This window comes from Moraxella caviae (assembly GCF_002014985.1).
Lineage (GTDB): Bacteria > Pseudomonadota > Gammaproteobacteria > Pseudomonadales > Moraxellaceae > Moraxella > Moraxella caviae.
In genome coordinates, this window is sequence record NZ_MUXU01000013.1 from 1 (window position 1) to 24,252 (window position 24,252).

A 24,252-nucleotide genomic window follows, 5' to 3' on the forward strand; every position below is an offset into this window, starting at 1 on the left:
GGTTTTGAAAATAGCCTTTATTAAATGCAAACCGCCAAACTTGCGCCAAGCGGTTTGCTTACACTAAGCGATTTTTTGGCAGTCAGTTTTTTACACACCAAAATTCGCACACCGACTTACACATCCAATCCACGGCACGCCATTTCCACCGCCTTGACGATGGCAAGCGCTTTTTTGTTGGTTTCGTCCCACTCAGCCACAGGCACACTGTCCGCCACCACGCCTGCACCCGCCTGCACATGGATTTGCCCATCTCTCATCACCGCCGTGCGAATGGCGATGGCGGTGTCCATATTACCACCGAAGCCCAAATACCCCACCGCACCGCCAAACACCGTACGGCGCACAGGCTCTACTTCATCAATGATTTGCATGGCGCGGATTTTTGGCGCACCAGACAGCGTGCCTGCTGGGAAAGTCGCACAAAACACATCAAGCGCGTCTTTGTCATCGGCAATCTCGCCTTCTACGTTACTGGCGATGTGCATGACTTGACTATAACGCTCGATGAACATCTTATCAGTAACCTTCACCGAGCCGATTTTACACACTTTGCCAATGTCATTACGCCCCAAATCAATGAGCATCAAATGCTCGGCAATTTCTTTTTGATCCGCCAAAAGCTCTGCTTCTAGCGCCAAATCTTCTGCCACATCTCGCCCACGTCTGCGTGTGCCTGCCAGCGGTCGCACGGTAACTTTGCGCCCGTCTGCCGTCTTTTCAATGCGTGATAAAATCTCTGGCGATGCGCCAATGATGTGAAAATCACTCTCATCAATGCGCTCGCCTTGCACCAAAAACAAATAAGGCGATGGATTTAGATAACGCAGCGCACGATACACCGCCAGCGCATCGCCAGAAAAATCTGCTGTCAAACGCTGAGCTGGTACGACTTGCATGACATCGCCTGCCAAGATGTATTCTTTGATTTTATCCACGTCAGCGCAAAATTTTTGCTCGCCCGTTTGCGAAACAAACGCTGGCGCTTGGCGTGCCACCACCGACAAATCAGGCTTGTGCGACAAAAGATTTTCAATCATCATCAGCTGTTTTGCCGCCTTTTTATAGCCGTCATCTTGGGCGGCGTCGGCAAACACCACGATGGATAGCGTATGCTCTAGATTATCAAACACCACCACCTGCGTGGATAAAGTCAGCCACATATCAGGCAAATTCAGCGGATTGGCTGCGTCTGATTGCCCCACGCTCGGCTCAATCACACGAATCAAATCATAACCAAAATAGCCCACCAAACCGCCATGAAACACCGGCAAATCAGGCATAATCTCTGCGCTTGGCACACGAAAATCCGCCATAAAATCACGCAGTGTGTCAAAAGGATTGCCTGCGTTTTTGGTAATGTGCGTGTGTCCGTGGCGATTATCCTTGATGGCAAGCTCGCCATTTTCGTACTCCAGCACCACGTCATCGCCAAGCCCAATCATCGAATAGCGCGCCCAACGCTCACCGCCCACCACCGATTCAAACAGGTATGCCGATGGGAAAAATTTGCGCAAATTGGCAAAGACCGACACAGGCGTCTGGTCGTCCATCAAGCGTTTTTTAATCAGCGGAATGTGCGTGTAGCCTTGCGATTTTAGCGCAAGAAAATCATCTTTACTAAGCGGGCTTGCCATAATACTGCCTTGTTGTCAATTTTGTGCTAAAAATAGCAAATGATAAAATCAAAAATTAAAAAAAACGGTTAGAAAATTTACAATCATCTAAACCGTCTAAAATAGCACAAAATCACAGATTTTAAAAGATGGTTTGCGCACGCCGCCAAATCGCCCAAGCCGCACAAATAAAAAACCGCTCATCACAAGCGGCTTTAAAAACAAACTTTCACGACTTTTGCAGCAAATACAGCATAAAACTTGCACTCGTCTTAAACTCTGCAAGCGATTTTAGCGCGGTTTTATTTTCTAGGCGCGCCTTGTAAGTATAAGGCGTCATGTCAATCAAATCGCTCAAACTTTGCCCATCAAGTGAAAGTTCGCTGTCAATTTGCCACGAATGCACAAGGCGAAATTCAGGCGCAAGCTCATCAAGAAATTTATCAGGCGAATGTGGCACCACCTGCTCAAACAACCGCTTGCGCAGCGAAAACAGATGGTTTGGCGCAGGGGTCGCCAATAAAAGATAGCCGTTCGCCTTTAACACACGGCACATTTCACGCTTGGGCAAAGGGCTAAAAAAACTTGTACAAACATCAATGCTGCCATCCATCATCGGCAAAACTGCGCCAGTTCCCACCACCCAAGTGATGTTTGCGGTATTCTTATGCGCTTTGGCGCTCGCTTGCACGGCAGATTTGGCGATGTCCAGCCCAAAAACCATCTTGGCACACTCGGCAAGGCGCGCAGTGTAGTAGCCTTCACCGCAGCCAATATCCAGCACGCTAAAAGGCTTAAAAAACAGCGCAGAATCGGACAATATCTCGCCAATTTTGGTACGCAGCGGCTCATAAAAACCTTGCGCCAAAAAACGTCTGCGTGCCTGCACCGACTCTGGCGTATCGCCTGCACGCTTAGAATTTTTGTGCTGGACAACGTGCAAATTGACATAGCCTTCTTTGGCGACATCATAGCTGTGCTTGCTGGCGCATTGGTAAGTTTTTGGCGTTTGAGTGCAGTTTAGCACAAGTGGCGTTTGGCAAATCGGACAGCTTAGCATGGTGGTTTTGGCGGTTGTTTTTTAAGGGTTGGTTTTTAAATGGCGTTATAAATTGGGCTTGGCGGTATTGTAAATTAGGTTGGTGTTGCAGGTTGGGTTGGTAAAGCATAACCCAACAAAATCAAGAAGTTATCTTTAAAACCGTTCGTGGCGAACTTGTTAAGCCTGACGGTTTTTTAGACTCAATCTTTCACCAGTTCGACCCTTCGACAGGCTCAGGGCGAACGGGACAGAGCTTGCAGGTTGGGTTGGCAACAGCCCGTAAGTTGGGTTAGCAAAGCGTAACCCACATCTCACACGATAAACGCATCATGCCTGCTTTTTCTCACGCAGCGCACGCCACACTTCCACAAGCATTGGCGCAACCGACACCACAATAATCCCAATCATAAAAAACGTGAAGTATTTTTTGACAAACGGTAATTGCCCAAAAAAATAACCCAGCATCGTAAACGACACCACCCACAGCACCGCACCGATGATGTTGTAGCGTGCAAATTCACGATACGGCATATTGCCCATGCCGCCCACAAATGGCGCAAAAGTGCGCACAATCGGCACAAAACGGGCAATAATGATGGTGCGGCCGCCATATTTAGCGTAATATTCTTGGGTTTTTTGTAGGTAGCTTTGCTTAAAAATCTTAGAATCTGGATTGGAAAATAAGCGTCTGCCGAAATGCTTGCCAATCTCAAAATTGACAAAATCGCCGATAATCGCTGCCACGATGAGCAGTGCCATCAAAAGCCACACATTCATCTCACCCACCGCCGCAATCGCCCCAGCGGCAAACAGCATGGAATCGCCCGGCAAAAATGGCGTAACCACAAGCCCTGTTTCACAAAACACAATCAAAAACAAAATGGCGTAAATCCACTTGCCGTGATCATCCACCAGCTCTTGCAAGTGATCGCCAATGTGCAAGATAAAATCCACCAAGCCTAAGGCAAAATCCACAACCGACATCGCAGCCCTTTATTTTCACGCACAGTCAAATCAATTTGGCTTGGCACTGCGCCAACCAACTTAAACAAGACTGAAATATTAAGAATAGTTAAGGTCTGCTTTTATCAAACAGACCCGTCAATCTGCGCTATTTTAGCACACTTTTAAAGTTGCGATGAGATTTTCGTGTTGGCACATCTCATCACGGCTTTACTTGCAAGTTTAACTTATAAACTCAATTTGCAAACTCATCAAAACTTAGCCACCTACAATTAGCTACCCACAAACAACCACGCCGTATAGCCCACAAAAATCGTGAGCAATAAACCACCTGCGCCACGTCCGATTTTTTGACTGCCACGCAGTGCAAATAAGCACAGCACAAACAGCAATGCCGTTACCGCTGCCATCACCCACATATCACGGCTGATGACCTGCTGGGCAACGCTCATTGGTGCAATCACGGACGCTACACCTACCACCGCCAAGGTGTTAAAAATGTTTGAGCCAATCACATTGCCAAGCGCCATTTCGTCTTCACCTTTACGCGCGGCAATGATGGACGACACCAGCTCAGGCAGGCTTGTTCCCACCGCCACAATCGTCAGCCCAATGACAAGCTCGGACAGCCCCAAAAGCTGCGCCATTTCCACTGCACCCCACACCACAAGACGTGAGCTTGCCACCAGCACCACCAAGCCGCCAATCAGCTTTATCAGCGCACGCCCCATCGGCATGGCTGGCACATCGGCTGCGTCTGTTTCCAGCGGTTGTGCTTGTGATTTGGCGCGCTTGGCAAGCCAAATTTGCGCCACCAAAAACACCGCCAGCACCGCCAGTAAAATCACGCCATCAACACGGCTGACATCGCCATCAATGAGCTGAAAAATCGCAAGCGCAGTTACGCCAAGCAAAATCAAAAAATCTGTACGCACCAAAGATTTTTGGATAAGCAGCGGACTAATAAGCGCTGTCGCCCCAAGCACCAGCGTGATATTGACAATGTTTGAGCCATAGGCATTACCAAGCGCAAGCCCCGGTGCACCATTGATGGTGGACAGTACCGACACCACAATCTCAGGCGCAGACGTACCAATGCCGATGACCAGCATACCAATCAAAAATTTCGGCATGCCAAATTTATGCGCCAACGCAGACGCACCATCAATAAAAAAATCCGCGCTATACACCAACAGCGCAATGCCAATCACGATGGCAATCAAAGCAAGTATCATAAGAAGTTTGGTGGTTGTTTGATGAAATTTTACTAAAATTTTGGGGCGTTCGGACAAGGCGGCTGGCATAACAAAGGCAGCAATCTTTGCCATCTTGTCAAATTTTAAACCCCTTAAAACCTTTCAAACGCCCTTGAAAAGCGCCTTATTTTATCATTTACCAACGCCACCACAAACCAAATAACTGTGTAATTTTGGTAAAATTATACAAATTGACGGTAAAATCCAGCAAAAAACCGCCTGCAAAAACAAGCGGTTTGGGTTGTGAAAGCGTTTTAATGATGAATGACAGCTTGAATTAAAGGACAGATTGTAAGTTGGGTTGAGTGGAATAAAAAACCAACAAATTCAATGATTTACCTTAAAATCAACCCTAAAAAATCACGCTGGCAATTTAAAGCCATTGATTTGGCTGGTCGCCTTTGCCACATCACCTTGCATGAGTAGCTTTAGTGCGTCTGCTGCACATTCTAGCGCACCATCAATGCTCGTGCGGTCGTCTGCGCTTGGCTTTGACAGCACCCAGCCGCTCACCTTACTGGCATGACCGGGGTGTCCAATGCCCACACGCAGCCGATAAAAATCAGCACCAATATGCGGTACAATATCACGCAGGCCATTATGTCCGCCATGTCCACCGCCTTTTTTTAGGCGGATACTGCCAGCGGCAATGTCCAGCTCATCATGCACCACCAAAATCTCATCAGGCGCGATGTTATAAAAGTTCGCCATCGGCACCACTGCCTGACCAGAGCGATTCATCAGCGTGTCAGGCTTTAATAGGCGCACATCTTGCCCAAAAATCGTACCACGCCCCACATCACCATGGAATTTTTTGTCGTGCGCCATCGTGATGCCAAATTGGCTCGCCAGCATATCCACAAACCAAAACCCAGCATTGTGGCGTGTGTCGGTGTACTGCACGCCCACATTGCCCAAGCCTACAATCAATTTAATCATGCGATTCTCTTTTTGATAAAACGCCCAATCTTAGCAAGTTTGGCGGTGTTGTGCAAGGGTTTGTAAACGCAAATGCTTTGATGGGCAAAGTTATGGAAAAGTTATAGGCAAAGCCACAGACAAAGTTACAGACGAAGCTACGGACAAATGTTATACATATACAATGAAGTCAGCTGCTCCCTTGTCAGCTTGGCAAACAGCTGCTGCATATGATGGTGTATCGCCGCACGGTCTTGGGCGTTTTTGGCGTGCTTAAGCGCAGTGATGTCATCATACGCCACGCCCCAACGCTTTTTGAGCAGCTCTTCAGGATATTCGTACACCATACGCTTAAACTGCGGATTCAGACGCATAAACAAAGTCGGAAGCCGCTCCATGATAAAAGGCGTCATCGGATATTGCGAATGTGAATGCGCCACAAAACTGCGTGCACCCAGTTGGTTGTCGGTATCCTCTTCAATCAAGCGGTAAAATTCATCGGCAAACGCCATATACGCCTGCCAAAAGCGTGGACTGCCCACCCAATAATTACAATACACCACCGTATCGCTATAATCAATCAAACCATCAAGCCGCACAGGAATTTTTAGTGCGCCTAGCAGATTTTGCATGGCGTGGCTTAAGCCGTCATGGAAGCTGTCGCCTTGCGCCCATTGATTGACAAACAAATTACTCGGCGCAGTGATGGGGTCAAACAAATAAACGTCCACCCCCCCCTGTGGATTTTGAGCGGTATGCTTGGCAATGTGTGCCTTAACTTCTTTGCCGGTCAGCCCTGTTTTTTCATAAAATTTATGACTGAGCACACCCACAAAATCGTCAAAATAATGATGATGATTTTGCCAAAGCTGACGCATCACGCCATATTCAAACCAGCGTTCTTGCGGATTGGGTGCGTTATAAACGGGGATAAACTCAGGGTCTAATTTGCTGATTTGTTCTGACGAATAATAAATTTGGAAGATGTTCATAGCGTTGGTGCGGTTTTGTACTTGACGATTGATAAAATCACTAAACGACTATTATACAAAATTTTCATATATTTACACCGCACTTTTTCAATGTTTGGCGAAAAAATGCGATGTAAATGCAGTTTTTAAATCATTCAAGCTGTTTTATTTAAACAGTCGCCCTTTGTTTTAGTCAAAGCAATTTAGCCTGAGACAAGGCAAGCCAACGAAGTATCAGGCTAAATTAAGAAGACTATTTCTTATTCACCCACCACACCAGCGACAGCATCACAGGCACTTCCACCAATACCCCCGCCACCGTTGCCAATGCCGCACCTGAATGTAAGCCAAATAGCGAAATCGCTACCGCAACGGCCAGTTCAAAGAAGTTGCTCGTGCCGATTAAACAGGCGGGAGCGGAAATTTCACGCGGCAGTTTGAGCCATTTTGCCAAGCCGTGTGCCAAAAAGAAAATGCCGTAGGTCTGCACCAAAAGCGGAATAGCAATCAGCACAATCACCAGAGGTTTGTCCAAAATCGTTTCGGCTTGAAAAGCAAACAGCAGTACCACGGTGAGCAGCAGCCCTACGATGGAAAACGGTTTAAGTTTGGCGGTAAAGGCGGCGATGGAGCGGTTGTTTTTCAGCAAAATCTTGCGTGTCAGCCAGCCTGCAATCAGCGGCAAAAGCACATACAAAACCGTGCTGTAAACCAGCGTTGCCCAAGGGATAGTAATATCGCTCACGCCAAGCAGCACGCCGGCAATCGGAGCGTAGGCAAAAATCATAATGATGTCGTTCACCGACACCTGCACCAGCGTGTAATTCGGATCGCCCTTTACCAGTTGCGACCACGCGAACACCATTGCCGTGCAAGGTGCAACGCCCAATAAAATCATACCGGCGATGTATTCCTGCGCCGATTGCGGATCGACCCACGCTGCGAAAAACACACGGAAAAACAGCCAGCCGACGAGTGCCATCGTAAACGGCTTAATCAGCCAATTCACCACCACCGTCAGCAAAAGCCCCTGCGGTTTTTTGCCGACATCTTTAATCGCCGACCAGTCGATCTGAATCATCATCGGATAAATCATCAGCCAAATCAGCACCGCCACTGGCAGATTGATTTGTGCCACTTCCAACGCCGACACCCATTGAAACAATGGCGGATATGCCACGCCCAATGCGACGCCAGTGATAATCGCGAGCGTCACCCAAACACTTAAAAACCGCTCGAAAATGCCCATTTTATTTTCCTAATTTATCAGTCGTAATGGTTTGAATTTTTAAGGATAAATCCACTCACCATCTTCTTTTTGAAATGGCACAGTTAAAGGCGTGGAGACCAGCGACAGTACTTTTTCAGACGGCCTGCATAACGCCACGCCCAAATCCCCCACAACAATCGGACGGTTGATTAAAATCGGTTCGGCAAGCATTGCCATAATCAACGCCTCGTCGTCCAAATCAGGATTATCCAACTGCAATGCCTGATACGGCGGCACATTGGTGCGGATAATCTCACGCACCGATACACCCGTTTTGGCGATTAAATCACGCAAAGTGCTTTCATCGGGCGGATTATCTAAATAATGAACAATGTTTGGCTCAATGCCCAAATGACGCAGCAACGCCAAAACATTTCTCGATGTGCCGCAGTCGGGGTTGTGGTAAATGGTTACCGTCATTTTTGATTCCTTGATTTAAATTTTCAATATTTCAAGTATTATTGAATAATTATAGCAAAAACAAACCTGATTTGTCATCAGGCTTATTTCATGTGTGTTTAGCAATTAACAACAGCCGCCTTTTGCACTGGGCGCACAATCCTCGCCCATACTTTCAACGCAGCACTGCTCAGACAAAAACGCCGTCAATGCCATCATCAGCGGCAAATTGGCATAATAACGCATAAACCGCCCTTCTTGTTTACTGCACACCAGTTGCGACATACTGAGTATTTTTAGATGAAAAGACAGATTGTTTGGTGCAATATCCAAGCGCTTAGCAAGCTCGCCTGCCACCATACCTTCTGAACCCACACGAGTCAGCGTCTGAAATACAGACAGGCGCACAGGCGATGATAGGCAATCAAAGAGTAGGCTTGCTGTTTCGGTAGTGATTTTAATAGAATTCGGCATAAAAACACACAAACAAATGAATTAAAAATACAAAAAGACCATTGATTATAGCAAATTTCAGTCTTTAGAACGTCTTATAATGTGATAAATTTCAATTTTTTATTTGGGGCTGTACTAGTATAACATGGTTGTTATTCTAGTACAGCTCCTATAATTATTTTTGCACTGCTTCAACCCACGCCAACGCCTTGTCTTTCCACACCTTCATCTCATCACTATCAAACTTTTGCATGGCAGCAATTTGCTCGCGGATTTTGGTTTGTACTTCTGGCGTGTCTTTTAGATACCGCTGTTTCATCGGCTCAAGCAGCAACACTTCCAATAAATACGCATTCATGCCTGATCGTAATTCAGGTAATTGCAACAAATGCCTTAATGCCAAATACGCTTTATCCAGCTGGTTTAGCGCAAGCGCTGCTCGCAAATAAGCGTTATGCCGCCCATAACGATAAACCACTTCATCAACAGCAATGGTGCGCGACAAATTTGGCAGCGCCAAAGGCAGGCTTTGCTCAGCGTACATCATCGCCAAATGATTGGATTGCTTATTCAAAAAATGCTCAGCCAAATGCACCAAAGATTCAGCATTTTTCGGCGAATTCTCAAACGCCAGCTGCCACTGATAAACCGCCTTTTCTATTTGTTCAAGACGCACATATTCGCTCGCCAAAGACATCAGCGTATAGCGGCGCTGCTCTGAGCCATGCTCCGTATAGCCCAAACTTTTGGCATACCACTCAGCAGCTTTGTCATGCATTCGAGCATCACGGTATGACTGCGCGCAAAAAAACGCATTTTGAGCGCATAAACTTTTTTCATCGTTCTCGTCAAAATACTTTTCCAGCATTAAAGCATCATCATAATATTTCTGTGGATTTTTATTTCTTGCGCCAAAACGCCCAGAAATGACGTGATAATCACCTTCAATCAACGCCTGCACGCTTGGTCGCTCAATGTGCAGTTGCTCATGCACCGCCCCACGCCATCGCCACAAAGGATCGTTTTTGATGAGCAAGCGACGTGTGTAAAAACGGTCGGTGGCGTGCTGATTTCGCATTTTAAAAAAGTAAGCATCAGCAGTCAGCTCCATACCTGCGCGCATACCCAAATTGCCGACAATTCTGTCATCTGCATCAAAGAAAAACAGATAATCCGCCTTGCCATGCGCCGCCTCCATCGCCAGCTGGCGGTTATGCCCAAAATGCTTCCATTCGTGATGAACAAGCTCGCCTTTAATGCCTTTTTTGGCAAAAAATTCTTGAATCACAGCTGGTGTATCGTCTGTCGAGCCAGTATCGGCAATCACCCAATAGTCAAGCGGAATATGCTCAAGGATATTGGTAAGTGTTTCTTCAATAATCGCCGCTTCATTTTTGACGATCATATTTAGGCAAATGGTAGACATGGTATTTTAAGTTCGTTTAATTAAAAGCTCTATTATAGCGAATTTTGGCAAGGTTTGTGGGCTTTCGTACGTTATTACAACAAAATTCATTGTGTCGCACAAAACAGCCGGCGCATTGCAAGGCTGGCTTATGCGTACTGCAATGCGTTAAACGCCAGTTTGCAGCTTCGCTTGATTTAATAAATCTTCAACAATTTTCTTAGCAACACCTTCACACGCAATCTGATTGCGAAATGTCGTGAGCTGCTCTTGTTTGACTGGCAATTTGTTCTTAAGAAAATCCTGTAAATAACCCACCACATCTTGCATATTTTTGGCAACATAATTACACGCCACCGCCAGCTCACCATTAGCATTAAATGGCATATGCCCTTCTTTTTCAATGAAAATACTTGGCTTGCCGATGACTGGGTATTCCGCCAAAAACGAAAGTCCGTCAGTGATTTGTAAATCCGACCAACTAAACGATGCCACACAATCCCAATTTTCATCAACGGATGTGTTTGGCAAAGCTGCCCATTCTTGCTTAAATCTAGCGGTTAATTCGGGATACATCGCTTCTAATTTCACAAATAAAAATGGGTGAGCTCGTAACTTAATATGCAAAAGTTGTGGATTTTGTCGAGCAAGCCAAACAAAGTCCATACAATTTTGTACAAAAGTTCCCAAATTAAGCATTCCGTCAATACTGTGATGCGGACACCATAAAATGTTGATTTTGCCCGTACGCTCAAAATTATGCAAAGGCTTATGGCTACTGATAATATGTTCCAACTTGGTATTACCCAAATAGACAAACTTATCCTTACCCCCCCCTGTATAAGAACGCTGGGACTCTTCAAGCATTTCAGGGCTATTACAATAAATGCGATGGCAACCGTGATGGAACGGCAAATTCACTTCCATATGATTGCCATTCATCACAAAATGCGTCAAATCCACCGCAAAATAAGGAATGTACACCATTTTATAACGAGACAGGCTTGGTGTTTGAAAAATTTCTGGATAGTCATCTTCCCAAGGATATTGCCGAAACACATAATCGGGTTTGATGTCGTCAAAGAATTTTTGTAATAATGCTGGATCATTGCGTGGAATTTTAAAATAAGGGATTTTCAATTCCAATAAATACTCTGTGAGCTTGGTGCTATATGCCCTTTGACTAATTCCAACCGCTGAGTGTTCGTCATTCGCAATCACCACATAGGTGTTAATTTTGGGGTGTGCCAGACACTCTTGATAAACCTGACTTAATGCGTCCCAAACATACATATTATGCAAAACAAAGACGATATTGATTTTCTTTTCGCTCATTTTATCCACACTTAATTTAACTTTACGGTTATTTTATCATAATTTTTCTGCATTCAAGCAATGAAAATCCTGTGCGTATTGGCAGAGAAATCGGTAAATTATCTCGCATTTTTCACCGCTTACATAAAAAAACACCGCTTGATAACATCAAACGGTGTCTTGATAAATTCAGTCAGCAAAGATTAGTATTTTAGCACTTCGCCTTCGGCAGGTACGGCAACTTTTTTCAAGCCGTTTTGTTTGACAAAGTCTCGCATTTGCTCACTGCTCACTGTGGCGTGATTGACCGCGTCCATATGCACGGTGATGATGTCGGCATTCGGTGCGGTGTTTGCCATTCTTGCCACGTCTACCACTCCCATAATGATACCGCCGTCAAAGCCCTGCAAACGTGCGTCGCCTGTGTTCATCACCACCACATCAGGCTTGGCGGTCGCAAGCGTTTGTGAAACAGACGCATTCCAAATCGTATCACCCACGATATACAGCGTTTTTTCGCCGTCTGCCTTGATGATAACGCCCATCGCATCGCCAATAAATTCAGCCAGTTGCGGTGCGGCAAACATCTCGTCCGTGCCGTGCTGACCACCTTTGATACGCGTGAGTTTTACGCCGTTAAAGTCGGTGTTAATGCCAAGCACACGCACATCGCTAAAGCCCTGCGAGCGAATGATGGCGGCATCGCCTGCGTTTTGCACAAAGATTGGCAGGTTTTTCGGCAATAATTCTTGGGCGGCTTTATCCCAATGGTCGTCGTGGGTGTGCGTAACAATCACCGCATCCACGCCGTCAATCACCTCTTTTGCCGTTGTTTTCATTGGGATTAGCGGATTGCGTTTTTCGCTGTTAAGCGTGCCAGCAAAGCCTTCATACGCCCCTTTTTCTGCCAAATAAGGGTCAAGCAAAAAGGTCGTGCCGTTGTAATCAATCTTGGCGGTGGCATTGCGAATGTGCTGATAGCTCACGTCCGCCAGAGCAAGCGTGCTTGTAAGGGTGAGTGTCAAAGTGGCACAAAGTGCGGTTAAAAGTTTAGAAAATTTCATAAAATACCTTTGGTTGGTTGATTAAATTTAGGCGTATTGTAGTGGTTTTTGGCGTGGCTTAACATTGGCTTTTAGGACAAATAGCATAAGAATTGAGTCAGTTTTTTAGGCTTTGTTTTTGTGCATTTTGCCGCTAAAATAAGGGCAAACTTTTTATTAAAATCAACCGCTTGTATGGGCGTAAAACTTCACTTTTAGACCGCTATGAAAAAAGTCGCCATTTTGCTCTACCCCGACATCCCCGTGTTTCAATTTTCCGTGCCGTATGCAATTTTTACCGAAGCGGTGCCGCCTGATTTGTTTGACGTAAAATTAGTGGCACAAAGCCCCAAAATTCATTCAAAAACAATGAGATACATGGCAGATGTGGGGCTTGATTATTTGGCACAAGCAGACATCATCATCGTGGCTGGCTGGGCGGATTTGAACACACCGCCCACGCCTAAAATAACCAAAGCCTTACAAGCCGCCTACGCACGCGGGGCGTATTTGGTGGGGCTGTGTTACGGGGCGTATGCACTGGCTTATACGGGCGTGCTGGACGGCAAAACGGCGGCGACGCATTGGCTTGCTGAGCAGGATTTTGCCGAGCGGTTTCCGAAAATTTCTTTGGATAACAATGCGTTATATTTAGAAGATGAGCGGATTATCACATCGGCAGGGACGAGTGCGGCACTTGATTGCTGTTTGTATTTGGTACGAAAATTCTACGGGGCGAAAATCGCCAACCACACCGCACGCATTATGGTTACGCCGCCCCACCGTGAGGGCGGTCAGGCACAGTTTATTGAGCAGACGCTTGCCGAGCCAAACAAAGACAAGCACCTAAACGCCCTGCTTGACTACCTGCACGCCAATCTGCACCTGCCACACAGCATTGACAGCTTGGCACAAAAAACGCACATCAGCCGCCGCACTTTTACACGGCATTTTTATAAAATGACCGGGCAAAGCCTAACACAGTGGCTTATCAACGCCCGCCTGCAAAAAAGCCTTGAGCTGCTTGAAAGCTCCACACTTTCCATTGAGCAAATCGCAGATGAAATCGGCTTTCAAAGTGCGGTGAGTTTCCGCACGCATTTTAAGGCAAAGTTTGAAGTAAGTCCGAGTCAGTGGCGCAAGGTGTTTGTGGGGAGTAGCCCAACCAAAAACCCACCCACAAAGCAAGCCTTCGTGAGTGGGTTTGATTAGGTATTTTGTTAAGATAATCTTAACAATTAGTGGTGATGACCACCTACGCCGTGCGCATGGCCGTGCGCGATTTCGTCCGCAGTGGCAGCACGCACTTCCACGATTTCTACGTCAAAAGTTAGTGTTTGACCAGCCAATGGGTGATTGCCGTCCACGATGACTTCTTCGTCATTCACTTCTTTAACGGTAACCAGCATCACATGGCCATCGTCAGTTTGTGATTGAAATTGCATGCCTACTTCAATGTTGTCCACGCCTTGAAAATTGGCGCGTGGCACAGATTGCACCGCTTCAGCAACAAACTCGCCATACGCATCTTCTGGCGCAACGGTAGCGGTGAATTTATCGCCTGCTGACTTGCCAGCCATCTGCGCTTCAAGACCCGGAATGATGTTGTGATGTCCGTGCAAATACGCCAGTGGCTCAGCGCCTGATTTGTCCAGCGTCTCGCCAGCGTCATTGGTCAATGTGTAGTTAAACTTAACAACGGTATCGTTTGCGATAACAGTCATGAAAAATCCTTAAATGTCAGTGAATGAAAGCCGCACGCCAAATTTACCTGCAGCCATGTCCGCCATTATAACAGACTTTGCACGGATTGGCGAAAATCTTAACAACTACACAACATTTCTCACCGTGGTCAAACGATTGCGCCACGCCAGCAAGCATGGTACACTAAATTTCATCTATTTTTATCACTTTTAACTGTATCGTTTTTAAACTTTTGTCTTTAAACCTATCACCTGAAATTTGGCCAACTTTAACGCATAAAAATCATGAACCCATCAGCCACACCAACGCACAACGCACAAACCCCAGCCATCACTTATCAGGTGGATTTTTCTCGCCGTAACGACCACTTGGCAGACGTAACCATCAGCTTTCGCGCGGATAATGACACACCGAGTTTATGGCTGCCCACTTGGATTGCCGGCAGTTATTTGATTCGTGAATTTGCCAAAAACATCACGACAGTTGCCTACAGCACAGACGCAAATACAGCCGTTCACCGTGCCGAAAAAACAAGCAAAAACACATGGCAACTGCCCCACGCCAAAGCAGGCGACACCATCACCGTCTGCTATGAAGTGTACTGCTACGACACATCAGTGCGCACCGCTTATGTGGATCATCAGCGCATTTTTGGCAATTTCACTTCGCTGCTTTTGATGGTGCAAAACCAAGAAAACGCCCTGTGTCAAATCACGCTTGACGTGCCAGAAAATCCTGCCAACGCCCACGCCGTCTTGGCTTGTGGGCTTATGCACACCGCCACACGCCACGAAAAAGCGCACGGCAAACGCACACTTGCCTACACACGCTATCAGCTGCCTTGCCTGCCTGCCTTTGAAAGCTACGATTATCCTTTTGAAATCAGCGACCAAGATTGCAGCGATTTCACCATTCACGACCGCCAAGGCAAGCCGCTTGCGCACCGCTTTTTTGTGAGCGGCAGACATTTTGGCGATGTGGACAGACTGACCGATGACGTGGCACGCATTTGCCAGTGCTATGTGGATTGGCTGAGTGATGCGCCATTTAATGACTACACTTTCATGCTAAACGCCACCGCAAGCGACTACGGCGGACTTGAGCATATCAATTCCACTGCCTTAGTCAGCCCAAGAAGCGATTTGCCAAAATTTGGCGAAGCGGACAAACCAAGCGAAAATTATCAACGCCTGCTGGGGCTGTGCAGCCATGAATATTTTCATGCTTGGTGGGTGAAAACCGTGCGCCCTGATGTAATGATGAGCGCACGCTTGCAAGACGAAGCCTACACGCCGCTTTTGTGGGTGTTTGAAGGCTTTACCAGCTATGTGGACGATTTTATGCTGCTGCAAGCGGGTGTGATTGGCAAGGACGACTATGCCAAACTGCTGCTGGCACAAATCAACCGCTACTACCAAACCGATGGGCGTATGCACCAAAGCGTGGCGGAATCCAGCTTTGATGCGTGGATTAAGCTGTACCGCCCTGATGAAAACAGCACCAACCAAGGCGTGAGCTACTATAACAAAGGCGCACTCGTGGCGTGGTTGTTGGACGTTTTGTTATTGACGCACTCAGACGGCAAATACCGCCTGTTTGACGTCATCAAACACTGCTATGAAATCGCCAAAACCAAGACGGATAAACGCTTTGGACTCAGCACCGAAACGCTTGGCGAAATCATCAGCCAAATGATTGATGGCGCGGTATGGCAAGAATTTTATCACCATTACATCATCGGTACAAAACAGCTGCCCATTGAGCAAACCTTGCGTGAACTTGGCGCAATCATCAAAACCAACCAAAAACGCACGCCATGGGGAATGCAAACCGAGCAAACCAGCGCAGGACTTAGCATCAAGCACTTGCGCCGCCACAGCACGGCAAGCCAAAGCGGACTGTCGGCAGGCGATGTGATTGTCGCCATTGATGGTATGCGCGCAACCAACGACGTGCTAGCAGCCGCTTATCATTTCCAAAGTCGCACCGCTCTACCCATCATCGTTCACGCCTTTCGCCAAGACATGCTGCAGCAATTCACCATCAATTTGCCCGTGCTAAACATGGACAATCAGCCAAGCACAAACGAAACCGTGCTGCACCGCCCAACGGATAGCTTCTCCCAAGAAAGCCTGCGCACGCTTGAGATTTTGTCGCTGCCTGATGGCAAATGGCTGGACGATGTGTTTGTTTGAGTGAGTGGTTGAACGGTTGGTTGAGTGGTTGGTTGAGTGGTTGGTTGAACGAGTGGCGGTTTGCCAAATTGGCTGATTTTTGGCTCACTTTTTAGTTGATAGGCTAAGTTTTGCCAATTTAGCTTACAAACCCCAACCAACTTTACCGCTTAGCACCGCCATTTTTACCACCTTGCCGATGGGTGCTAAAGCGTTTTTGTGGGTGGGATTTTGATTTGAATGTGTGCGTGGGTTGTGCGTGCCCTGCTGTGCGTGGTTTCGGCTGTCTTGTTGGCGTGCTTTTCTTGTCATCAGGCGCACCGCTCACGCCAAGACGCACCAAATCCGCCTGCGAAAGCGTGATACTGCGATACTCGCCCACGCCAAGCTGCGTCTGCTCCACTTGTTTTGTCGCTTGTTCTGCTGCTTGCCCCAGCACTTGACTGACAAGCGACCACTCACCAATCTGCATCCGAATCAAACGCAAACACGGCAAACCCACGCTTGCCGTCATGCGCCGCACTTGGCGGTTTTTACCTTCAAAAATCGTCATGACAAGCCACGCTGTCGGGATGCTTTTGCGCTCACGAATGGGCGGCTCACGTTGCCACAGCGCAATCGGCAGCTCATCATCGCCAAGCACACGCACCACCGCTGGCAAAGTTTTGCCGTCTTTTAGCACCACGCCTTGGCTTAGCTGCGTAATCTGCGCTGGCGTGGGCGTATTTTCCACTTGCACCAGATAAGTTTTGCCCATCGTTTTGGCGGTGCGCGCGGTTTTTGGCGCAGTAATGGCGTGATTTAGTCCGCCGTGATCGGTCAAAAGCAGCAAGCCTTCGCTGTCCTTATCCAGCCTGCCAGCCACACGCAAATCAGGATTGCTAAAATAATCGGCAAGCGTGCGCATTTCGGTGCTGTCTTTGCGAAACTGGCTATGCACGCCATAAGGTTTGTTAAATAAAATCAGCGTTGGCATGGGTTTAAAACCGACTTAAAAGAAAAACCATGCCAGTATAACACAGCCGCCATTTTTCACCAAAGCACGATAGATGATAATCCTAAAAATACATTAAAATCAATCACTTAAATAATTTTAAGCCAAAAAACAAGCCCACACCAAAGTGCAGGCTTGCTTGTGCAATTTTTAAAATTACAATTTGGATTATTTGGCTTGTTCGCTGTCTGCTGCGCCAACGCTCGCCACTTTCTCACCGTTTTCTAGTACGGTGAACTCAATGCGGCGGTTTTGGAAGCGGCCTTGCTCGGTGGCGTTTGAAGCCACAGGCTTGTCATAGCTTGCGCCAGACACTTGCAAACGCTCAGCGGCCACGCCTTTTGACACCAAATAATCACGCACGGCAGCGGCACGTTTTTCAGACAATTTTTGGTTATACTCGTGTGATGCTTGGCTGTCGGTATGACCGATGATTTTTAGGCTGGCGTCAGGCAATGCCGCCAATTTTTCAGCCGCCAAATCCAAGATGGCTTGATTTTCCGCTGGAATGGCGTTTGAATCGCTGGCGAAATTGATGATTTGCATATTCAGCGCGCGCACCAATTCATCGGCGCTTACGTTATCGCCCAAGGCATTGATGGCGTTTTTGGCAGAATCGATGCTGCCAGCCACAGCCGCCGCCACGTCAAGTGCAGGCTCAGCTTCCACCGTGAAATCCGCTGGCAAGATGCCTTTTGCGCCTTCAATTAGCTTAGCGATGTCTGCTTCGTTGGCAGCGTTAAAGCGCACGGTTTTATCGCTGATAGACACGCTTGAGCTTGGTACGCCTTTCATCAAGCCCAATACCGCTGGCAAATGCTCAGCCGCTGGCATGGTGGCAGCGTGGCTGTCGTCTGTTTGTAGTTCGCACTTATCCACACCAAACACGCCTGCGATGGCGGTGTTAATGCTGGCAATCACGCCTTCGCTGCCTGCATTGGCACGGCACGAATACACCGCTTGACCTGTTTCATCAACGGCAACGTTTAGCACCGCTGGCGTGGCTGCCACAGCTGCTGCCGCTGCGCCATCAGCCATGCCTGCTTCGCCATTTGCGCCGTCAGCATTTGCGCCATTTGCTCCTGCAGCAGCGTTAGCGTCCGCTTGTGATTGTGCGTTTGGTGCTGCCACTGGTGCAGGATTGTCTTGGCAACCACGCAGTAATAGCCACGCCAAACCGCCTAAAATAATCAAGCCGATAATCGGCAACAAGCTCTTTAAAAAGCCGCCTTTTTTCTCTTCTTCTTTGGCAGGAATGGTGGCTGCTTTTGGTGTTGCTGCCGCTGCGCCTGCTGCCGTACCCGTAGCCGCTGCGCCTGTGGCTGCTGTGCTTGCTGTAGTAGCCGCACCTGCGCCAGTGGCTGCATTTGCTGCGCCTACCGCTGCCGCACCGCCAAGCAAACCTGCTGGCAATAGTGCAAGCGCCCACGCAGGCAATGCGCTTGACAGCTCACCTGCTTGCGATTTTAGGAAAGCTGGTACGCCTTGTGCGCCTGCAAATTCCTTGATTTTTGTCAAAATCAGCGGTGCTGATACAGCAGAAAGTGCGGTAGCGGTGGTCGCTGGCAAATTAAATTCTTTGGCAAGCGAATCGGTGATTTGCGCCACTTGGCTGTTGCCGTTGCCATCGTTAAACAATGCGTCTAGCAAATTTTTACCATTGGCAAAAGCGTCCGCTGGCAAGGCGCTGATGCGACTAAATGCCGATTCGTCCGACAAACGTGCCGCAAACAGCGGATAAAACGCTGACAATAGCTTAGATTTTACGCTGTTGTCGCCTGCGTGCGCAGAAGTTGCCGCCAAAACGTGTGGCGTTACCAATTCGCTTAGTTTTTCAATCAGTTGCATGAAAATTTCCTTAAAAATATTAAAGTGCAATACAAACTTGTTCTTGCCTTGACAAACGCCATTCAAACAAACGCTTGCCAATACGTGCGCAAACCAAATTTGGCTTAAATCCTCAAGCAAACTTCGGCTGCCCTAGCGCACATTTCAAGAATACGTCTATTGTGAACGATTTTACGCAAATATAAAAGCCCAAACAACAATAGTTCAACAAAACATTAAGCAATCTTACGCGAAACGCCCTTTTAGTTACAAAAATACCATAAACTTGGCTAAAGCGGTTGGCGATTTGCCCACAAACTGCTATACTGGCAGTTTTGTAATACACCTGCAACAATCCAAAAACGGTGCAATTTTTTAAAACCAGTCGCTAAAAACCAAACGCACTGCTTTGACATTGCCAGAGTTTGACTGCTTGGATTTGACCGCTTGGTTTGTTGCCAATTTTTAAATTACGAAATTTTTAAATTTACGTTTTCACTTTACCGACAAATTTATCACCCAAACCGCCATGGATTTAAATCACACCACAGCCATTATCATCATCACCGTGCTGATTAGCCTTGCCGCTTGGCAAAATCCCAAAATCATGGGACGGCTGATTTTTGATCCGATTCGTGTCAATCGCTACAAGCAATTTGACCGCTTCGTCACGCATGGCTTTGTCCACGCTGATGGTATGCACTTGCTGTTTAATATGTTTACGCTGTACTTTTTTGGGCGGGTGATTGAGCGGTTTTATATTGAGCGTTTTGGCTCGCTGGGTTTTGTGATTTTTTATGTGCTGGCAATCATTGTTGCCATGATTCCCACTTACCTAAAACACAAGCACAACTCACGCTATTTAAGCCTTGGTGCGTCTGGCGGCGTGTCAGCGGTGTTGTTTGCGTTTGTGCTGTTTGCGCCTTGGCAAACGCTGTACTTTTTTGGCGTTTTGCCCATTCCTGCCATCGTGTTTGCGGTGCTGTATACCGCCTACAGCGTGTACGCTGAGCGGCGCGGCACAGGCAGCACCAACCATTCGGCGCACTTATTTGGCGCAGCGTTTGGCGTGGTGGCGTCCATCATCATTGAGCCTACGCTGGTGCTGCATTTTATCAATGCACTGCTTAACCCAAGGTTTTGATTTAAATTCCAAGGTTTTGATTGACAACTCAAGCTTTTCATTGGCAATCTAAAATTTTAATTCGCCACACGGTTAGCCACAGGATACGGCATGATTTATGACATCATCGGCGATGTGCATGGGCAAGCACACAAATTGACAGGACTGCTTGCCAAGCTCGGCTATCGCCATAATGGGCGTTTTTATGAACCGCCAGCCAATCACCAAGCGGTGTTCATTGGCGATTTGGTGGATCGTGGCAACGAAGAAATCGCCACGCTAAACATCGTCTTTGATATGCTCGATCACGGCGCAGCGCTTGCCATCATGGGCAATCACGAATACAACGCCATCGGCTATGCCACGCCAAACACCCTAAGCAATGACGGCTCGTATTTGCGCCCACACACCGCGCACAACACACGCCAGCACCAAGCCTTTTTGGACGAAGTGCCATTTGGCTCGGACGCACACCGCCATTGGATTGGCAGGTTTTATGAATTGCCGCTGTTTATTGAGCTGCCTGAAGCCATTTTTATTCACGCTTGCTATGATACGGCAAGTATCGCTCGCCTTATGCCACTGCTTGACGATGGCAATCGCCTAAATCCGCACGCCATACAGCGCATGGGACAGCCTGCCACGCCTGAATTTAGCGCCATCAGACGCCTTCTAAACGGCATTGATTTGCCCTTGCCAGACGGTATCAGCATGACTGATAAAATGGGCATTGTCCGCCATAATGCGCGCGTCAAATGGTGGCTAAACGCTTGGCAAACGCACCCCATCAGCCAGACGCTGTTTGCCGACAACTTGCCAAATACACCACTGACCGCACTCAATGATGAACTGGCGAATTTTCACATCGCCACCGACAAGCCGATTTTCATTGGGCATTATTGGCTGGACGGTGCGCCACGCCTTTTATCTAAGCAAGTGGTGTGCGTGGATTATTCGGCTGGCAAAGACGGATTTTTGACCGCTTATCAATTTGACACCGACAATCCTACGCTCAGTGCAGATAATTTTGTGCAATTTACGGACGAATTTTAAGCGTACGCCTACTTGTATTTTTATACTTACCTGTATTTTGGTGTAAATTTTGCTACAATAAGACTTTTTCATTTGGATTTAATCACAAGGATTTCATCATGACACAAACCAACCAACCTGCCCCAATCGCTTCGCCTGCTGGCGCACCGAAAGTCGGCATCATCATGGGCAGCCAGTCCGACTGGGCAACAATGAGCGAAGCTGCGCAAATCTTGGCAGATTTTGGCGTGCCTTTCGTTTGCGAAGTGGTGTCAGCACACCGCACGCCTGATAAACTGTTTGACTTTGCCAAATCTGCCAAGGCAAATGGACTACAAATCATCATCGCAGGGGCTGGCGGTGCGGCGCATTTGCCAGGTATGTGCGCAAGCCAAACGCCGCTACCTGTGCTTGGCGTGCCTGTCAAATCAAGCACCCTAAGCGGCTGGGACAGTCTGTTATCCATCGTGCAAATGCCAAAAGGCGTGGCGGTGGGTACGCTTGCCATCGGTACGGCTGGCGCGTTTAACGCAGGTCTGCTCGCCATTCAAATGCTGGCACTACATGACGCACAGCTGGCGGCGCAACTGGACGCATTTCGTGCCAAACAAACCGACACCGTGCTGGCAAACCCAACGCCTGGCATTATCGGCTGACTTATCCTTACAGCTCACTCACCCCAAATCTGCCTTGGATTTGGGGTTTTGTTTTGTGGCGATTGAAGTTGTGGTAATTAAAATTGCGGTAATTAAAATTGCGATAATTAAAGTTGCGGTAATTAAAGTTGCGATGTTTGGATTTTGAGAATTAAAGTTTTAGCAATTAAACTTTGGCAAATAAACTCACTTTTTTGCGCCAAATTTCATCAGCAAGGTAAGCGCACGAACGTAAGCCACAGCCAAACCATCTGCAAACCGCCTTTTGTTTTTACAGCTTTTATTTTATAATAGCGGATTATTCATCACTGATTTGGATTGCTATGAAAACCATTCACACCATCGGCATTTTGGGCGGCGGACAGCTTGGCATGATGCTTGCACAAGCAGCACTCAAACTTGGGCTGCGCTGCGTATTTTTGGAAGACGCACCAAACGCACCTGCCAGCCTGTACGGTCAAGTCTACACCACCAGCGAGCTGGACGATTTCATCAAGGCGTCGGACGTATTCACCCTAGAATTTGAAAATACGCCAGTCGCCACTGCCGAACGCTTGGCAAATCTTGATGACAAAGGCGGTATGTTCCCGCCTGCCAAGGCGTTGTCAGTTGCCCAAGACCGCTTGGCAGAAAAAGCCTTGTTTAACGAGCTTGGCGTAACCACCGTGCCTTATCAAGCGGTGAATACTTTAGATGAACTTCACAATGCCTGCGATACGCTCGGCTTGCCATTGGTACTAAAAACCAGCCGTGGCGGCTATGATGGCAAAGGGCAATTCGTCATCAAAACCACAGACGACATCGCACAGGCTTGGGCAGAGCTTGGCGGTGCAATCACTGGCGGTGCTATGCCAGCGCCCTTGATTGCTGAAGGGTTTATCAACTTTAGCCGTGAAGTTTCCATCATTGCCGTGCGCAGCCAATCAGGCAACATTCGCTATTATCCGCTCGTGGAAAACCACCACCAAAACGGCATTCTTGCCAAAACCATCGCCCCAGCACAAGGCGTGGAAAACCTAAACCAAAGCGCCCAAGAAAGCATTGCTAAGATTTTAGAAAATCTAAACTATGTGGGCGTATTGACGCTGGAGCTTTTTGTGACGGATAACGGCTTGATTGCCAATGAAATCGCTCCACGCGTGCATAATTCTGGGCATTGGAGCATTGAAGGCGCAAATTGCAGCCAATTTGAAAACCACATTCGCGCGGTGGCAGGCTTGCCGCTTGGCGATACCAGCATCGTCAAGCCATCTGTCATGCTAAACATCATCGGCAAGTATCCTGATGAAAATCAACTACTTAGCATCGGTGGCGCGCATTATCATCACTACCACAAGAGCGAACGTGATGGGCGTAAAATCGGACACATCACCGTGATGGCAGATGATTTGGCGACTGCGGTGGCAAGCGCACAGCAAACTTTAAACAACTGCTAATCATAAAAACAAACCGCTCGTCATGCTTGGCTTACGCTTGGGCAATGGTGAGCGGTTTTTTGTTGCAGTTTTTTGTTGCTGGATTTATTACAAAGTTTTCATTACAAGGTTTTGCTTTGATAGGCTGGCTTATTCCTTGATAAGCGCTTGATTTTTAAGCATTTCATTCATCGCACGCTCCCAGCTGGCGCAAGGATGTTCACGATATTCAAGACGCTGCGCCGCTTCGTCCATGCTGATTTTCCAGTTGTTATCCACATCCAGCGCACGAAACGTCCGCAAACCGCCAATTTTAAGTTCAAATTCTTCGCCCTGCTGCTTGAGCAAAAAATCATCGCTTTTCGCCTTGCGCCATTCCCAAAAATTAAGCACACCATCGCTGTTTTTGTCATTGGTAAAAACAAAACCTTGCGCAGGTGGTAATGCTGTGCAAGCCAATGCAGGCGTTGCCAATGCCGCCATTAACAAACCCACGCCAAACTTTTTAAACGTACTTTTTCGCACGCTTTTAGTGAAATTTAATCGCATAATTCTCTCCATTTTATAAAAATAAACGCCAAAACACCCAGCAAAAAACAAGCACTCATCAAAAAGCGCACAACCGCCTTGCGCATCAAAAACCGCTGTGATACATTGTCAATCCACCAACAAAAAAT

22 protein-coding genes are annotated in these 24,252 nt (G+C 47.5%); 6 read left to right on the forward strand and 16 right to left on the reverse strand.

All coding sequences use genetic code 11. The features are described 5' to 3' along the window. Positions 1–116: 116 nt before the first annotated feature. The 12 genes from B0181_RS01555 to B0181_RS01610 all read right to left on the reverse strand — a co-directional run bounded on the left by B0181_RS01555 (position 117) and on the right by B0181_RS01610 (position 12,671). Complete coding sequence (locus tag B0181_RS01555) at positions 117–1,637, reverse strand: anthranilate synthase component I family protein (RefSeq protein ID WP_078275744.1); 1,521 nt, start codon at positions 1,635–1,637, stop codon at positions 117–119. 208 nt (positions 1,638–1,845) lie between these two features. Continuing rightward, a complete protein-coding gene (locus tag B0181_RS01560) occupies positions 1,846–2,676 on the reverse strand; it encodes a putative RNA methyltransferase (RefSeq protein WP_078275745.1) in 831 nt (276 codons plus the stop codon). A gap of 309 nt (positions 2,677–2,985) precedes the next feature. Then, positions 2,986–3,642 (reverse strand): DedA family protein, encoded by a 657-nt coding sequence (locus B0181_RS01565; RefSeq protein ID WP_078275746.1) that lies wholly within the window; start codon positions 3,640–3,642, stop codon positions 2,986–2,988. 251 nt (positions 3,643–3,893) lie between these two features. Continuing rightward, complete coding sequence (locus B0181_RS01570; protein ID WP_078275765.1) at positions 3,894–4,856, reverse strand: calcium/sodium antiporter; 963 nt, start codon at positions 4,854–4,856, stop codon at positions 3,894–3,896. 381 nt (positions 4,857–5,237) lie between these two features. Beyond that, on the reverse strand, positions 5,238–5,816 hold the full coding sequence (gene pth / locus B0181_RS01575; protein ID WP_078275747.1) for an aminoacyl-tRNA hydrolase: 579 nt from the start codon (positions 5,814–5,816) through the stop codon (positions 5,238–5,240). 137 nt (positions 5,817–5,953) lie between these two features. Then, positions 5,954–6,787 carry a hypothetical protein gene (locus B0181_RS01580; RefSeq protein WP_078275748.1) on the reverse strand — a complete coding sequence of 278 codons (834 nt, stop codon included), beginning with the start codon at positions 6,785–6,787 and terminating at the stop codon, positions 5,954–5,956. 232 nt (positions 6,788–7,019) lie between these two features. Further along, positions 7,020–8,015: an ACR3 family arsenite efflux transporter gene (arsB, locus tag B0181_RS01585; protein ID WP_078275749.1), complete on the reverse strand. Its 996-nt coding sequence runs from the start codon at positions 8,013–8,015 to the stop codon at positions 7,020–7,022. A gap of 39 nt (positions 8,016–8,054) precedes the next feature. After that, a complete protein-coding gene (gene arsC, locus B0181_RS01590; RefSeq protein WP_078275750.1) occupies positions 8,055–8,456 on the reverse strand; it encodes an arsenate reductase (glutaredoxin) in 402 nt (133 codons plus the stop codon). 105 nt (positions 8,457–8,561) lie between these two features. Then, positions 8,562–8,909, reverse strand: coding sequence for an ArsR/SmtB family transcription factor (locus B0181_RS01595; RefSeq protein ID WP_207384371.1), 348 nt, complete (start codon positions 8,907–8,909; stop codon positions 8,562–8,564). A gap of 154 nt (positions 8,910–9,063) precedes the next feature. Further along, on the reverse strand, positions 9,064–10,314 hold the full coding sequence (locus B0181_RS01600; RefSeq protein ID WP_078275751.1) for a tetratricopeptide repeat-containing glycosyltransferase: 1,251 nt from the start codon (positions 10,312–10,314) through the stop codon (positions 9,064–9,066). Positions 10,315–10,461: 147 nt separating this feature from the next. Next, on the reverse strand, positions 10,462–11,628 hold the full coding sequence (locus B0181_RS01605; protein WP_078275752.1) for a hypothetical protein: 1,167 nt from the start codon (positions 11,626–11,628) through the stop codon (positions 10,462–10,464). A 182-nt stretch (positions 11,629–11,810) separates the two neighbouring features. Continuing rightward, complete coding sequence (locus B0181_RS01610) at positions 11,811–12,671, reverse strand: MBL fold metallo-hydrolase (protein WP_078275753.1); 861 nt, start codon at positions 12,669–12,671, stop codon at positions 11,811–11,813. Between the two features lie 204 nt (positions 12,672–12,875). Between B0181_RS01610 and B0181_RS01615 the strand changes: the two genes are divergently transcribed. Next, complete coding sequence (locus B0181_RS01615; RefSeq protein ID WP_078275754.1) at positions 12,876–13,862, forward strand: GlxA family transcriptional regulator; 987 nt, start codon at positions 12,876–12,878, stop codon at positions 13,860–13,862. Between the two features lie 26 nt (positions 13,863–13,888). Here the strand turns inward: B0181_RS01615 and B0181_RS01620 are convergent, their stop codons facing one another. Beyond that, positions 13,889–14,374: an FKBP-type peptidyl-prolyl cis-trans isomerase gene (locus B0181_RS01620; protein ID WP_078275755.1), complete on the reverse strand. Its 486-nt coding sequence runs from the start codon at positions 14,372–14,374 to the stop codon at positions 13,889–13,891. A 264-nt stretch (positions 14,375–14,638) separates the two neighbouring features. On the opposite strand from B0181_RS01620, the gene B0181_RS01630 reads away from it, so the two are divergent. Further along, on the forward strand, positions 14,639–16,549 hold the full coding sequence (locus B0181_RS01630) for a M61 family metallopeptidase (RefSeq protein ID WP_078275757.1): 1,911 nt from the start codon (positions 14,639–14,641) through the stop codon (positions 16,547–16,549). Between the two features lie 142 nt (positions 16,550–16,691). Here B0181_RS01630 and B0181_RS01635 read toward each other — a convergent pair whose 3' ends face one another. Next, a complete protein-coding gene (locus B0181_RS01635) occupies positions 16,692–17,504 on the reverse strand; it encodes a pseudouridine synthase (protein ID WP_078275758.1) in 813 nt (270 codons plus the stop codon). A gap of 186 nt (positions 17,505–17,690) precedes the next feature. Beyond that, a complete protein-coding gene (locus tag B0181_RS01640; RefSeq protein WP_078275759.1) occupies positions 17,691–19,370 on the reverse strand; it encodes an OmpA family protein in 1,680 nt (559 codons plus the stop codon). A 508-nt stretch (positions 19,371–19,878) separates the two neighbouring features. Between B0181_RS01640 and B0181_RS01645 the strand changes: the two genes are divergently transcribed. The 4 genes from B0181_RS01645 (at position 19,879) to B0181_RS01660 (ending at position 23,596) form a co-directional block, all read left to right on the forward strand. After that, positions 19,879–20,493 carry a rhomboid family intramembrane serine protease gene (locus B0181_RS01645; RefSeq protein WP_078275760.1) on the forward strand — a complete coding sequence of 205 codons (615 nt, stop codon included), beginning with the start codon at positions 19,879–19,881 and terminating at the stop codon, positions 20,491–20,493. Positions 20,494–20,583: 90 nt separating this feature from the next. Further along, a complete protein-coding gene (locus tag B0181_RS01650; RefSeq protein ID WP_078275761.1) occupies positions 20,584–21,525 on the forward strand; it encodes a metallophosphoesterase in 942 nt (313 codons plus the stop codon). A gap of 98 nt (positions 21,526–21,623) precedes the next feature. Next, positions 21,624–22,160 carry a 5-(carboxyamino)imidazole ribonucleotide mutase gene (gene purE / locus B0181_RS01655; protein WP_078275762.1) on the forward strand — a complete coding sequence of 179 codons (537 nt, stop codon included), beginning with the start codon at positions 21,624–21,626 and terminating at the stop codon, positions 22,158–22,160. A gap of 323 nt (positions 22,161–22,483) precedes the next feature. Next, positions 22,484–23,596 (forward strand): 5-(carboxyamino)imidazole ribonucleotide synthase, encoded by a 1,113-nt coding sequence (locus B0181_RS01660; RefSeq protein ID WP_078275763.1) that lies wholly within the window; start codon positions 22,484–22,486, stop codon positions 23,594–23,596. A 129-nt stretch (positions 23,597–23,725) separates the two neighbouring features. Here B0181_RS01660 and B0181_RS01665 read toward each other — a convergent pair whose 3' ends face one another. Further along, positions 23,726–24,124: a hypothetical protein gene (locus B0181_RS01665; protein ID WP_078275764.1), complete on the reverse strand. Its 399-nt coding sequence runs from the start codon at positions 24,122–24,124 to the stop codon at positions 23,726–23,728. Positions 24,125–24,252 lie beyond the last annotated feature (128 nt).